Below are 13,680 nucleotides of genomic sequence, written 5' to 3'. Positions count from 1 at the left end.
CCGGACCGCCGCCCCGGCTCAGCGTAGGCAGACCCGGCGAGGCGAGCCCGCCACCGGGACCGGCCAGGCGGGCCGCCGCCCGACCAGTCCACGTCGGGTCGGTCCGAAGGTCGGCCCCGAGCCGGCCAACCAGGCCGGGACGCCGTCAGCAGCGTGGCGCCGTGCCACCGAGGATCGTGGACAGGTACGCGTGACTCACGTACAGCCCGCCCACCAACCGGTACCACCGGGTCGTGGTGCGGTACGGCCCGGCGACCCGCTGCCCGGTCACATAGCAGTCGATCGGCACCTGCGCGTGGGTGGCGGCCAGGCCGCGGCTCGGATACGACGTGCCCGCGCCGGTACGCAGGTTCAGCGGCCCGGAGCCGACCACGCCCCGGATTCCGCCGGCCGTCCAGAGCAGGGTCACGGTGATCCACGCGTTGTCGGTGAGCCGCAGCCCGTCCCAGAACGTGCCGTCCGCCAGGTCGAGGCCGGCCGGGTTGCGCACGGTACGCCCGAACTGGTCCCGCCCACCGTTGTATCCGTTCTGGTAGGCGGCCTGGGCCTCGGGAAGCCCCTGCGGCAGGTTCCGCCAGTTCTCCCGGACGTTCGACGGGTTCCACCAGTCGTCCCGGGTGTTCCACGGGCCGACGTCCCAGACCGGCGCGTACTCGCAGCGGCTTCCGCTCGTGGTGCAGACCTTGACCGTGTAGTCACCGGTTCCGCGCGGGGAGAGGCCGCGCCGGGAGGGCAGCGCCGCGAAGTGGTCCCGGACGCCGACGGTGTGCCCGTTCGCGGTGACGCCGCCGACGAGACCGATCCGGGTCGCGTACACCCGGTAGGTGAGCGCGACGGCCGACGGGGCGGTGGTGGCGGCGGCTGCGTCGGCGGCGAGAGTCAGCCCGGTCACGGCGGCCTCCGCGGCGGCGTCCGGGGCGGTCAGCACGACACGTGCCTGCACCTTGGTGACCGGCTGGTCGAAGATCGCCTCGTCGGCGTCCCGCCATTCGGTCCAGCCGCCGGCCCGCCAGCCGCGTACCTGGGCCGCCGCCGTGCCGCCGGCGCCGGTGCGGGCGGTCAGCCGGGCGCGTACCCGGGTGGCCGGGCGGTCAAGCGCGCGCGGCGCGGTGAGCAGGATGCCCTCGGCGACCGGACCGGCCGCGGCGGCGGGCCGGGTGTGGTCGGTGGGGTGGGGATCGGCCAGCCGCAGGCGGCCGGATCGCCAGGTGACGTTGACGTCGTCACCGCCCGCGACGGTGAGGTCGGCGGACCAGTTCTCGGATCCGGGGGCGGCGGCACGGGCCGGCGCGGCGGTGGCCGGCGCGGGGGCGCCGGGCAGCCCGGCGGCCACGGTGAGCAGGGCGGTCAGGGCGACGGAGGTACGACGGACACGGGCCATGGGATTCTCCTCAGAACTCCCTGATCCTCGCCGTTAATCGAATTAATCGGAACATAGGTACAAATAGCGAAACACGCGAATTTCGTTCGGTCGGGGAGAATGGTGGCGTGCCCGAAGGTGACACCGTCTGGAACACCGCCCGCGTCCTGGAACGCGCGCTGGCCGGGGCCCGCCTCACCGGGTCGGACTTCCGCGTGCCACAGCTCGCGACCACCGACCTGACCGGCTGGACCGTGCGGGAGTCGGCCAGCCGCGGCAAGCACCTGCTGCTGCGGCTGGCCGACCCCGACGCCAGGGACTGGACGCTGCACTCGCACCTGCGGATGGACGGCGCCTGGCGGGCGTACGCGCCGGGCGAGCGGTGGACGGCCCGGCCGGCGCACCTGATCCGGGTGGTGCTCCGCTCCCCCGGCGCGGTCGTGGTCGGCTACCACCTGCACGAGGTGGCGCTGGTCCGGACCGCCGAGGAGGACTCGCTCGTCGGCCACCTCGGCCCGGACCTGCTCGGCCCCGACTGGGATCCGCGGGAGGCGGTCCGCCGGCTGGCCGGGCATCCGGAGCAGAGCATCGGCGAGGCCCTGCTCGACCAGCGCAACCTGGCCGGAGTGGGCAACCTCTACAAGTGCGAGGTGCTATTCCTGCGCGGGGTGTCGCCGTGGACACCGGTGCGCGCGGTGCCCGACCTGACCGGCACCGTCTCGCTGGCCCAGCGGTTGCTGGCGGCCAACCGGGGCCGCTGGACGCAGAGCACCACCGGGGTGCTGCGCCGGGGCGGGACCAGCTACGTCTACGGCCGCCGGGCCCAGCCGTGCCGGCGGTGCGGCACGGCGATCCGCAAGGAGGAGCTGGGCGATCGGGTGACCTACTGGTGCCCGGCCTGCCAGCCGGAACGTGAGTGACGTGGAACTTCCACGAACCGCCTAACATCCCCCGAGATACGGACGATTGGGTACTTCCCTCTCGCCCCTCCGGCGTCGCATGCTGCGATGGACCGCTCACCGCTCGTCAGCAGCGCGTACGCCGCCACGCCGGGGTGACGGCCGCGCGCCCCGATCCGGGGAGAGCCATGGTGCTGTTCCGCAGACTCCGGCCGGGCCGGCCGGACCGGGCCGCCACGGTCGCCGAGGAGACCGCGCCCACCGTACCCACCGCCCGCGCCACCGACGAAAACCCGACCGGGCCGACCACGGCGAGCCCGGCGAGCCTGGACCCGGCCGCCGCGCCGCGCCTGTTCGGCCCGGTGCCCAACACCGCCGCCAGCCCGCTGCCCGCGCTCGACCCGGACGGCCGGCCGGTGCCCGGCACCGGCATCCGCAAGTTCGTCGACCCGCTGCCGGCGCCCGGGCGGCCGGCCACCGCCGGGCTCGGCGCCCGGCTGCCGGTCGCCGTGCCCGACACCATCACGTGGCCGGGCTGCGACTACTACGAAATCGGGCTCCAGGAGTACGCACAGCGCCTGCACCGGGACCTGCCGGCCACCCGCCTGCGCGGCTACCGCCAGCTCAACCTGGGCACCGACACGGCCGGCCACAACACGGTGAGCCCGCCCGACCGGCCCTGGCACCTCGGCCCGATGATCGTGGCGCGGCGGGGCCGGCCGGTGCGGGTCAAGTTCATCAACCAGCTCCCCACCGGCCGGGCCGGCGAACTGTTCCTGCCGGTCGACGAGACGCTCGACGGAGCCGGCGCCGGGCCGCTCGACGGGCCCGCGCCGTACCCGCAGAATCGCGCCGTGCCGCACCTGGCCGGGGCGCGCACCGCGTGGACAAGCGCCGGCAACCCGTGGCAGTGGGTGACCCCGGCCGGCGAGATCACCCCGTACCCGGTCGGGGTGGGTGTGGTCCCGGTGCCGGACATGCCCGCGCCGGGCGCGGGCGCCACCACGCTCTACTTCCCGAACGACCAGAGCGGCCGGCTGATGTGGCTGCACGACAACACGCTCGGCCTGTCCCGGCTCACCACCTACTCCGGGCAGCTCGCGCTCTGGCTACTCACCGATCCGGCCGAACAGCGGCTGGTGGACGACGGCGTGCTCCCCACCGACCAGCTCCCGCTGGTGATCCAGGACAAGACGTTCGTGCCCGACGACGCGCAGCTCGCCGCCCAGGACCCGACCTGGGACCGGGACCGCTGGGGCGCCAAGGGCAGCCTCTGGCACCCGCACGTCTACCAGCCCCGGCAGAACCCGTACCGGCTCAGCGGCACCAACCCGACCGGCCGCTGGGACTACGGGCCGTGGACCCACGACCCGGACGGCGGGTCGAGCCCCTGGGTCGCCCCGGTGCCGAGCCCGCACCACGACCCGGTCACCGAACCGGACGAGCCACCGCTGATCCCGGCCGTGCCGCACCCCTCCGCGGTCCCCGAGGCGTACGGGGACACCCCGCTCGTCAACGGCGTGGCCTACCCGTACCTGGAGGTCACGCCGACGGCGTACCGGTTCCGGATCCTCAACGCCTGCGCGGACCGCGCGCTCAACCTCCAGCTCTACCGGGCCGCCTCGGACGGACCGATGTGGGCGCCCGACGGCGGGCCGGCCGACCCGCTCGCCGGCGAGGTGCCGATGGTCGAGGCGGTCCGCGCGCCCGGCCGGCCGGCGGACTGGCCGGCGGACGGCCGCGACGGCGGCGTGCCCGACCCGGCCGCCGCCGGCCCGGAGCTGATCCAGATCGGCAACGAGGGCGGCCTGCTCCCGGCCCCGGTGGTGCTGGCCAACCGACCTGTCGACTACCGGTACGACAGGCAGGACCCGACCGTGCTCAACGTGGACGGGCACACGCTGCTGCTCGCCCCCGGCGAGCGCGCCGACGTGGTGGTGGACTTCTCCACCGTGCCGCCGGGCGCCACGCTGATCCTCTACAACGACTGCCCGGCGCCGCTGCCCCGGTTCGATCCCCGCTACGACCACCACACCGGCGCGCCGGACCGCACCGCCACCGGCGGCCTGCCGCCGACCCGCCCCGGCTACGGCCCGAACACGCGGACGCTGCTCCAGATCCGGGTGACCGGCACCCCGGCGGCGCGCTTCGACAGGCGGCGGCTCGCCGCCCGGCTACCCGGCGCGTACGCGGAGAGCCAGCCGCCGCCGATCGTGCCGCAACCGGCGTACGACCCGGCGTTCGGCACCCGCACCGCCGGCCCGACGCTGGTCCCGGCGCGGGCCGGCGCGGTCACGTTCACTCCGGCCGGCGGATCCGCCCCGGTCACGCTGCCCCTGACGGTGAAGTCGGTCGGGCAGGTGTTCGAGCCCCGGCACGGCCGGGCGGTGGGCCGGCTCGGCGTCGGCCACCCGATGGCCGGGCCGCTCGTCCCCGCCGTCCTGCCGCTGGGCCCGGCCGACCCGGCCACCGAGGTGCTCTTCGCGACCGACCCGACCGTGCCGGTGGGCGCGCCCGCGGACGGCACCCAGCTCTGGCGGATCGTCGGCGACTCCGACCGCACCCACCCGGTGCACGTCGAGGGCGTCGACGTGCAGGTGGTCAACCGGGTCGGCTGGGACGGCACGCTCCGCCCGCCCGACCCGGGCGAGCTGGGCTGGAAGGACACCGTCCGGGTCAATCCCCGGGAGGACGTGATCGTGGCGCTGCGCCCGGTCCCGCCCGACCTGCCGTTCCGGATCGGCGACAGCGTACGGCTGCTCGACCCGACCCGGCCGGCCGGCGCGCGGCTGGACGCCGGCCCGGTGAGCCCGGTCGACGGGCGGCCCGCCGTGGTGGTCAACCACCTGGTCAACCTGGGTTGGGAGTATCGCTGGCAGACCCGCTCGGCGGGGCTGCGCGACCAGGGCATGAGCCGGCCGCTGGTGCTGCGGGTGTCGCCCCGGGCGCCGACCGGGCTGACCGCCACCCCGGCGCCGGGCTCGGCGACCGCGCTGCCCGCCATCGCGCTGACCTGGACCGGCAACGGAAGCCGCCCACCCGCCACCAGCCACCGGCTGCAACGCGCCACCGACAGCGCCTTCACCGCCGGCCGCACCGAGATCACCGTGGCCGCCGCCGCGACCCGGTACACGGACGCGACAGTCACCCCGGGCGTCACCTACCACTACCGGATCCGGGCCGAGAACGCGGTGAGCTGCTCGGCCTGGTCGAACAGCGCGCCGGCCTCGGTGCGGCTGGCCGCGCCGGCCCGACTGGCCGCGGTGGTGCCACCGGCCGCGCCGGTGCGGGTGGTGCTGCGCTGGGCGAACCACTCGTTCGCCACCGGGGTGGACGTGCAGCGGGCCACGAACCCGACGTTCACCAGCGGGCCGGGCACCACCGCGATCACCGTCGGCGAGACCCACCTGGACCCGGCTGTCGCCCCGGACACCACCTACTACTACCGGGTACGCACCACCTACCTGGGCGCGGCGTCGCCCTGGTCCACGGTGGCCACGGTGACCGTTCCGCCCCGGCCGGCCGCGCCCTCGGGCGTGACCGCCACCGCCGGCGCGCCGGCCCCGGACACCGCCTCGGTGACGTTGGGCTGGTCGGCGGAGCCGCCGGCCGGGCCGGGCGCCGGTTTCCTCGTGGAGCGCGCCCTCGACGCGGCCTTCACCCGGGAATCGGCCACCTTCCGGGCGACCGGCCGCGGCTTCACCAACACCGGCCTGTCCCGCGGCGTCACCTACCACTACCGGGTACGCGCGACGAACGTGGTGGGCACCTCCCCCTGGACCCCCGCCACCAGCATCACCACCCCACCCTGACCCACCCCTTCCCAACCCCTCCCCTCCCTGGGCTGGGCTGGGCTGGGCTGGGCTGGGCTGGGCTGGGCTGGGCTGGGCTGGGCTGGGCTGATCATGAAGTTGGCGGCGGAATCCGAGATCAACATCGCCGCCAACCTCATGATCGCCCGCTGGCGCCTGAAGGGCGGGCGGGTTGGGCGGGGTCGCTTCTTCGATCTTGGACTTATGGTGCCACTATATGTCGGTTTTGAGGTTATATCAGAGGAGCCGCAAGTCCAAGATCGACGTGACCGTACGAGATCTTGGACGGTAACGGCACGGCGGAGGAACGGGCCGCCGGAGCGGCGCGGTGGATGGTCGGCGGCGGATCACGCGCGAGGTCACTGGGCGTCCCCGGCCGGGCGTCCATGAAGTTGGCGGTGTAGCGCACTCACCTGTCGCCGGCGAGTAATGAACCCCTCCATGGGTACGGCCGCCATCACTCCGGTGATCAAGGAGTTCGCGTCAGCTCGCCGGGGGCGGATGGTGACGCAAACTCCTTGATCACCGCGGGAAGGGGAGGGAGGACGGGGAGGGCGCGTCAGGAGGGGCGGGGCTGGGGGGTGCGGAGTTCGGCCAGGGCGGTGGCCACGCCGTGCAGCATGTCGGTGGCCTCGGTCAGGCGGGCGGCGGCGGGGTGCGCGGTGCTCGGGCGGGCGTCCTCGGCCACGTATCCGGCGGCGGCCACCACCAGCCGCTCGTAGGCGGCCACCCCGTCCTCCAACTGGGCGACGAGCATCGCGTGCACCTCGGCGAGCGGTCCCTGCGGGGCCAGCTTCACCGCGCCTTCCACGCCTGCCACCCGGGCGGCCAGCTCGCGCAGGGAGTGGTCGGCCTCGGCCGCTTCCCGGACCGCCGGCTCGGCCAGCCCGGTCAGCCGACCGGCCAACCCGCCCAGGGTGAGCGCGGCCCGGTCCAGCCGGGCCCACGGCTCGGCCGCGGCGGTGCCGCGCAACGCGAGGCGGGAACGGACCCGGCGTACCTCGGCGAGGACGCCCGGGCCCACGGGCAGCCGCTCGACGGCGGCGACCAGCCGGGCACGGGAGCGGGCGGCGGCTTCGGCCGGGTCGAGCGCCGGCGGGGCCGGCACGGCCGCGAGAGCCCGGTGGTCGGCCCAGCGCCAGAACGCCACCGCGATCGCGCTGCCCGCGGCGCCGGCCCAGGCCGCGTCCGGCAGGCCCAGCCCGGCGTACGGGGTGAGCACCGCGGCGGCGCCGCCGAGCCCACCGGCCAGGACGCTCCATCGCCGCGCCGAGCGCCGCAGCTTGCCCAGCCGGCGGAAGTGCCGCGCCCGCTCGTCCGCCATCGCTCTTCCCCGTCCGTCAGCCGGTGGTGCTCTCTCCGGTGCCACGTTCCCGGCTCATGCTTGCCCGGAGCTCGTCCAGCCGGGCGCTCGCCGCCGGGTCGGTCGCCGGACCGACCGCGGGGCGCTCGGACGCGCCGTCGAGCTGCTTACCGGTCATGCTCGACCGGATCTGTTCCAGCCTGGCCGACCCGGCCGAGTCGATCGACGCCTTCTGGATCTCCAGCATCCGGCCCTCGACCGAGTTGCCGGCCAGCTCGGCCCGGCCCATGGCGGTGGCGTAGCGGCTCTCGATCCGGTCGCGCACCTCGTTCAGCGACGGGGTGTTCGCCGGCGCGGTGAGCGACGACATCGACTCCAGCGAGCGGGCCACGCTCTCCTGCATCTTGGCCTGCTCAAGCTGGCTGAGCAGCTTGGTGCGCTCGGCGAGCTTCTGCTGGAGGATCATCGAGTTGTTCTCGACCGCCTTGCGGGCCTGCGCCGCCGCGTTGAGCGCCTGGTCGTGCAGCGTCTTCAAATCCTCAAGCGCCTGCTCGCCGGAGACCAGTTGGGTGGCAAGCATCTGGGCGGACTGCTCGAAGCGCCCGGCCTCGGCCTCGTCACCCCGGCCCCGGGCCTGGTCGGCCAGCGTGAGCGCCTGCCGCGCGTTGCCCTGGAGCTGCTCCACCTCGGTGATCTGCCGGGACAGCTTCATCTCCAGCTGACGCTGGTTGCCGATCACCGCCGCCGCCTGCTGGACCAGCGCCTGGTGCTGGCGCTGCGCCTCCTCGACCGCCTGCTGGATCTGCACCTTCGGATCAGCGTGCTCGTCGATCTTCGCGCCGAAGGCCGCCATCAGGTATTTCCAACCCTTGACGAACGGGTTCGCCATCTCCGCCTCGTCCCCTCACAGTAGCGTCGCGCCTACATCGTCCCAGTCGGACGCCACTCCGGCACCCGTACGACCCTGATCAACACTACGACGTGGACGCCAGCGGCGACATGCGCGGGCGGCACGGTCAGGCGGCGCAGACCACGTCCCGCTCGGCGGGGCGCACGCGCGTGCTGCGCAGCGTCGCCTTGAGCGGTGAATCCTGCCGGACCTGGACGGCCACCGCGCCGTCGGAGGTGACCTGCCGGACCCCCCGGTTCGTCGCCTTGCGCACGACCGGCGGGCCCACCGGCGTCGGCTCGACCGGCTCGTCGACCACCGGCACCAGCACGCCGGGCATCTGCTCGGCCAGCGCGACCGTGTCGCTCACCTCGCGCAGCAGCTCGGACAGGCGGGCGCCGAGCGCGTCGCAGATCGCCGCCAGCAGCTCGCTCGATGGTTCCTTCTGGCCGCGTTCGATCTCGGAGAGGTAACCGAGGCTGACGTTGGCGGCGGACGAGACCTCGCGGAGGGTGCGGTGCTGCCCCTGCCGGCGCGCCCGCAGTGCGTCACCGATCACCCGGCGTAGCAGGACCATCGCACCTCCCCCTGAACGGGTCACCATGCCCGACCGCGCCGCGCGGCGCCGAGCGCGGCGAGCCGCCGCCCCGGCGCCGGCGTCGCCCGCCGGAGCCTTCCCGCAACCGTACCCGCTGACCGCCACGACGACATCCCACCCCGCCTGTCCAATCCCGTCGGAAGGACCGGGCCGGCGGGCCCGCGGTCGGGCGTGTCGGCGTCGGAGGGGGTCAGCGCCGGCCGGTGCCCGCCGGGTCGGCGACCTCGCCGTCGCGGACGACCCGGACCCGTTCGGCGAGCAGCCGCAGCGCCTCGATCACCGCGGTCGTCCGGATGTGGTCCCGGCCACCGTCCAGGTCGAGCCGGCGCACCTGGGTGCCGTCCGGGCCGGCGACCGCCACGTAGACCAGGCCGACCGGCTTGCCGTCCTGCGGCTCCGGCCCGGCCACACCTGTGGTGGCCAGCCCCCAGACGGCACCGCAGCGCTGCCGACCGCCCTCGGCGAGGGCGACGGCCACGTCCGGGTCGACCGGGCCGCGCGCCGCGAGCAGGTCCTCCGGCACGCCGGCAAGCGTCGCCTTGAGCTCGGTGGCGTAGACCACGAGGCCGCCCCGGTAGATCGAGCTGACCCCGGCGATCTCCACGATCGCGGCGGCGAGCAGGCCACCGGTAAGCGACTCGACCGTGGCAAGCGTCTCCCCGCAGTCGTGCAGGCGGTGCACCACGGCGGCGGCCGGGCTGCCGGCGGGCCGCTTGTGTCTCGCGTCGGTGTCGTCCATGACCGCCCCTTCTTCCCGCGTCGTGCCGGCTTACTCGCCGGCCGCCCGGATCAACTCCGGGGACGGCGCAGCCGCAGCGCCTGGGCGACGTAGTCGAAGCCGGTGACGACGGTCACCACCACTGCGGCGCCCAGGATCCAGGGGCCGACCGGGGCCAGCGCGTCCGGCATCGGCCAGAGGTACCAGGTGATCGCCAGGATCTGCAACGCGGTCTTGATCTTGCCGCCCCGGCTGGCCGCGATCACCCCGTGCCGGATCACCCAGAAGCGCAGCGCGGTGATGCCCAACTCCCGGGCGAGGATCACCACGGTCACCCACCAGGGCAGCCGGTCGTACCAGGAGAGCAGGACAAGCGCGGCGCCGGTGAGCGCCTTGTCGGCGATCGGGTCGGCGACCTTGCCGAGCGAGGTGACCAGGCCGAACCGGCGGGCGATCCAACCGTCGACCAGGTCCGTCGCCGAGGCCACCACGAAGATCAGGCAGGCCACCATCCGCCAGCCGGCGTGGCTCATCCCGGACGCGGCCACGGTGACCGCGAAGACCGGCACCAGCAGGAGCCGCGCCGCGGTCAGCAGGTTTGCCGCGTTGAGCAGCGGCACGGGCGCTGCCACCGTCGGCTCCGCCCCGGTCATGTCCGGCATCGCCCCACGTCGCTCCCCCGCTCCGTCCGGGCCCACCGTCACCGGGCCGCGCCGGGCGCCGCCGAGATCATCTCATCCGGCACCGCGATCAGGTCGACCCCCTCGGTCGCCGTCACCCTGGCCCGGACCAGGTCACCCGGGCGCAGCGCGGCCAGGTCGACCCCGCCGCCGTCCGGCGCGACGAGGGTGGTCGAACCGTCGACCTCGGGCGCCTGGTGGGCGGCCCGCCCCTCGACCACGCCGTCGGCCACCGAGTCCACGAGCACCTCCACGGTCGAGCCGAGCCGTTCCTCGGCCCGCTGCGAGCAGAGCTCGTCGGCGAGCGCGCTGAGCCGGTCGTACCGCCGCTTGACCGTGGCGGCGGAGACCTTGCCGGGCAGCCCGGCGGCCTCGGTGCCGTCCTCGTCGCTGTAGTCGAACATGCCGATCGCGTCCAACCGCGCCTCGGTCAGGAACCGGACCAGCTCGGCCACGTCCTGTTTCGTCTCGCCGGGGAAGCCGACGATGAAGTTGCTCCGGGCGCCCGCGGCCGGCGCCAGCGCGCGGGCCGAGGCGAGCAGCTCCAGGAACCGGTCGGTCGAGCCGAACCGGCGCATCCGGCGCAGCACCGGCTCACTTGAATGCTGGAACGACAGGTCGAAGTAGGCCGCCACGCCGGGCGTGGTGGCGATCACCTCGACCAGGCCGGGCCGGGTCTCGGCGGGCTGGAGGTAGCTGGCCCGCACCCGCACGATCCCGTCGATCGCGGCGAGCTGCGGCAGCAGCTTCTCCAGCGCGCGCGGGTCGCCCAGGTCCTTGCCGTACGAGGTGGAGTTCTCGCTCACCAGCACCAGCTCGCGGACGCCGGTCCCGGCCAGCCACTCGGCCTCGGCGAGCAATTCGTCCGGGGTACGCGAGACGAACGCCCCACGGAACGCCGGGATGGCGCAGAACGCGCACCGCCTGTCGCAGCCGCTCGCGAGTTTCAGCGAGGCCACCGGGCCGGTGTCGAGCCGGTGCCGCAGCACCTGCCGCAGGTGCGCCGGGGTGTGCGCGTCGGTCTCCGGCGCGACCCGGGTCGGGGTGCCGTGGCCGGGCAGCGACACCGTCGCCTCCCGGCGCTTCACCGGAGTGAGCGGCAGCAGCTCGCGCCGGTCGCGCGGGACGTGCGCGTCGATCACCTCGCCGGCCACCACCGCGTCGAGCCGGGCCGCGATGTCCGGGTAGTCGTCGAAGCTCAGCACGGCCTGCGCCTCGGGGAGGCTGGTGGCCAGCTCACGGCCGTACCGCTCGGCCATGCACCCGGCGGCGACCACCTTGGCGCCGGTGTCGGCGGCGGCCAGCAGCGTCTGGATCGAATCCTGCTTGGCCTTCTCCACGAAGCCGCAGGTGTTCACGACCACCACGTCGGCGCCCTCGCCGTCGGTGGTCACCTGCCAACCGTCGGCGTGCAGCCGGGCGGCCAACTCCTCCGAGTCGACCTCGTTGCGGGCGCAGCCCAGAGTCAGCAGCGCAACCCGGCGCCCGTCAGTTGGCAAGGAGGAGTCAGACACCATCCGAGGGTACAGGTGCAAGGAAGGGGCCCTTCTTAACGCCTGCGGTAGAGAAGGGTCACCCTCTCACCGCGCCAGAGCCGCGGCGCGAGACAGCCGGTCCAGGAGGAAGACCTCGGTGCCGGCCAGGCCGGTGGAGCAGAAGACCGAGATCTGGTCCGCGCCGGTCCGGCCCGGCGCCGCGCCGGCCAGCACCGCGCCCAGGTCGCGCAACCGGCCGGCGTACGGCTCGACGGCGGCGAGCATCGGCGGCGCGTACGCGGCGGCCTGCCCCGGCGAGTCGGTGACCAGCAGATCGGCGGCGTCGAGCAGGTCGGTGCCGAACTCGTGCCGGTCGACCTGCTTGAAGCCGACGGTGTTGACGTGCGTGCCCGGGGCCAGGTCGGCGGCGGCCAGCACCGGGGTGGTGCTTGTGGTGGCGAGCACCACGAGGTCGCGGGCGCGCACCGCGGCGGCGGCCGAGCCGACGGCCCGGGCCGGCACGCCCAGCTCGGCCCGGACCCGGGCGGCGAACGCCTCCCGCCGGGCGGCCGACCGGCTGTGCACGGTCACCTCGCGCAGCGGCCGGACCGCCGCCGCGGCCCACACCTGGGTCCACGCCTGCCGCCCCGAGCCCAGCACGCCGAGCGTGGCGGCGTCCGGACGGGCCAGCGCGTCCACCGCCACGCCACCAAGTCCCCCGGTACGCCGGGAGCCCAGCTCCTCGCCGACGGCGATGGCGCGTACCGCCCCGCTCGTCGCGTCGTGCAGCACCACAAGTTGCCCGCTCTCCGGGTGCCCGAACGTGTCGTACGAGCGGAAGCCGTACCACTCGCCGGTGAGGTGCCCGGCGGTGAGCACCATCCGGCCCCCGCCCAACGACGCGGACGCCCGGGGCGGGGCGATCAGCCGCCCGTGGTACGCGGCCAGCAGCGCGTCCCGCATGGCGGCGACGGTGAGCGGGGCGTCCACGGCCGCCGCGACGTCCTCGTCGGAGAAGAGCACGGTCATGACCCCATCGTGCAACCTGAAGTTCGCGTGAACTCCAGCGATGGTGGGCTTCGTCACCACCCCGCCCGACCGCCCCGGCCGGTGCTAGCGTCGGCCACGGCGGTCCACGGCCGCCCCGGACGAGTGGTGGGCGTACCCGGTCAGGCACGACGCCCCGCGGAAACGACCACCGCCCGGCCGACCGCCGGGCCCGCCTGTCAGAGGTGACTCATGGCCTGGATCGTGCTTGTGCTCTCCGGACTGCTGGAAACCGCGTGGGCGGTCGCCCTGGACCGCAGCGCCGGCTTCACCCGCCCCCTCCCCACCGCTGTCTTCGCCGGCACGCTCGTCGCCAGCATGGCCGGCCTGTCGTACGCGCTGCGCGACATCCCGGTCGGCACCGGCTACGCGGTGTGGGTCGGGATCGGCGCGGTCGGCACCGCGCTCGTCGGCATGCTCGCACTTGGCGAGCCGGCGAACCTGCCCCGGATCGCCTGCCTGCTGCTCGTGGTCGCCGGCGTGGTCGGCCTGAAACTGTTCCACTGATCGATGCGCGATCCGGTTTGGACGGCCGGCCCGCCGGGGTAGGTGGCTCTCCAGCTCACCAAGAAGATCACTCACGGAGGACACCATGGCCGACGTTCACGCCACCGCCCGCCCCCGCAGCAACGCCGCCCGGATCTGCACCATCATCGGGTTCGTCTTCGCGGCCATCGCGATCTTCGTACCGTTCCTCGGCCTGGTCGGGTTGGTCCTCGGCATCGTCGGCGCGGTGCTCGGCGACAAGCCGCTCGGTTGGTACGCCGCCGCGGCGAGCGTCGCCGGCGCCGTCCTCGGCTTCATCCTCGCCGCCGCGATCCTGAACGCCTGACCGCCCCGCCACCACGACGAAGGGCCCGCCGGATTCCGGCGGGCCCTCGTTCGTGACCGGGTCTATT

General features: G+C 74.7%; 12 protein-coding genes and 1 riboswitch. Of the genes, 4 read left to right on the top strand and 8 right to left on the bottom strand.

From position 1 onward, the window contains the following. Positions 1-145: 145 nt before the first annotated feature. On the bottom strand, positions 146-1,381 hold the full coding sequence (locus SM450_RS11410) for a hypothetical protein (RefSeq protein WP_474619692.1): 1,236 nt from the start codon (positions 1,379-1,381) through the stop codon (positions 146-148). A 107-nt stretch (positions 1,382-1,488) separates the two neighbouring features. Here SM450_RS11410 and SM450_RS11405 point away from each other — a divergent pair, with 107 nt between their 5' ends. Further along, positions 1,489-2,280 (top strand): DNA-formamidopyrimidine glycosylase family protein, encoded by a 792-nt coding sequence (locus SM450_RS11405; protein WP_474619691.1) that lies wholly within the window; start codon positions 1,489-1,491, stop codon positions 2,278-2,280. A 167-nt stretch (positions 2,281-2,447) separates the two neighbouring features. Next, positions 2,448-6,071: a multicopper oxidase domain-containing protein gene (locus SM450_RS11400; protein ID WP_474619690.1), complete on the top strand. Its 3,624-nt coding sequence runs from the start codon at positions 2,448-2,450 to the stop codon at positions 6,069-6,071. Positions 6,072-6,630: 559 nt separating this feature from the next. Here the strand turns inward: SM450_RS11400 and pspM are convergent. From pspM to SM450_RS11365, 7 genes are all read right to left on the bottom strand, one after another. Beyond that, a complete protein-coding gene (gene pspM, locus SM450_RS11395) occupies positions 6,631-7,395 on the bottom strand; it encodes a phage shock envelope stress response protein PspM (RefSeq protein WP_474619689.1) in 765 nt (254 codons plus the stop codon). Positions 7,396-7,411: 16 nt separating this feature from the next. Next, positions 7,412-8,263: a PspA/IM30 family protein gene (locus tag SM450_RS11390; RefSeq protein WP_474619688.1), complete on the bottom strand. Its 852-nt coding sequence runs from the start codon at positions 8,261-8,263 to the stop codon at positions 7,412-7,414. Positions 8,264-8,390: 127 nt separating this feature from the next. Beyond that, positions 8,391-8,840: a helix-turn-helix domain-containing protein gene (locus SM450_RS11385; RefSeq protein ID WP_474619687.1), complete on the bottom strand. Its 450-nt coding sequence runs from the start codon at positions 8,838-8,840 to the stop codon at positions 8,391-8,393. 211 nt (positions 8,841-9,051) lie between these two features. Further along, positions 9,052-9,600 carry a CinA family protein gene (locus tag SM450_RS11380; protein WP_474619686.1) on the bottom strand — a complete coding sequence of 183 codons (549 nt, stop codon included), beginning with the start codon at positions 9,598-9,600 and terminating at the stop codon, positions 9,052-9,054. A gap of 50 nt (positions 9,601-9,650) precedes the next feature. Next, positions 9,651-10,232: a CDP-diacylglycerol--glycerol-3-phosphate 3-phosphatidyltransferase gene (gene pgsA / locus SM450_RS11375; protein WP_474620058.1), complete on the bottom strand. Its 582-nt coding sequence runs from the start codon at positions 10,230-10,232 to the stop codon at positions 9,651-9,653. Between the two features lie 47 nt (positions 10,233-10,279). Beyond that, the gene (rimO, locus tag SM450_RS11370) at positions 10,280-11,776 is read right to left on the bottom strand and encodes a 30S ribosomal protein S12 methylthiotransferase RimO (protein WP_474619685.1); all 1,497 of its coding nucleotides are present in this window, start codon (positions 11,774-11,776) and stop codon (positions 10,280-10,282) included. 63 nt (positions 11,777-11,839) lie between these two features. Continuing rightward, a complete protein-coding gene (locus SM450_RS11365) occupies positions 11,840-12,763 on the bottom strand; it encodes an ornithine cyclodeaminase family protein (protein WP_474619684.1) in 924 nt (307 codons plus the stop codon). 95 nt (positions 12,764-12,858) lie between these two features. Further along, a riboswitch (guanidine-III (ykkC-III) riboswitch) is annotated at positions 12,859-12,922 on the top strand. Between the two features lie 51 nt (positions 12,923-12,973). On the opposite strand from SM450_RS11365, the gene SM450_RS11360 reads away from it, so the two are divergent. Together SM450_RS11360 and SM450_RS11355 are read left to right on the top strand one after the other, a co-directional pair. After that, positions 12,974-13,288 carry a DMT family transporter gene (locus tag SM450_RS11360; RefSeq protein ID WP_474619683.1) on the top strand — a complete coding sequence of 105 codons (315 nt, stop codon included), beginning with the start codon at positions 12,974-12,976 and terminating at the stop codon, positions 13,286-13,288. Positions 13,289-13,373: 85 nt separating this feature from the next. Then, positions 13,374-13,613: a hypothetical protein gene (locus tag SM450_RS11355; protein WP_474619682.1), complete on the top strand. Its 240-nt coding sequence runs from the start codon at positions 13,374-13,376 to the stop codon at positions 13,611-13,613. Positions 13,614-13,680 lie beyond the last annotated feature (67 nt).

The sequence above is a fragment of the Micromonospora marincola genome (genome assembly GCF_056150385.1).
Note: the sequence above shows the minus strand (reverse complement) of the source record. Positions and strands in the feature narration are given on the sequence as shown.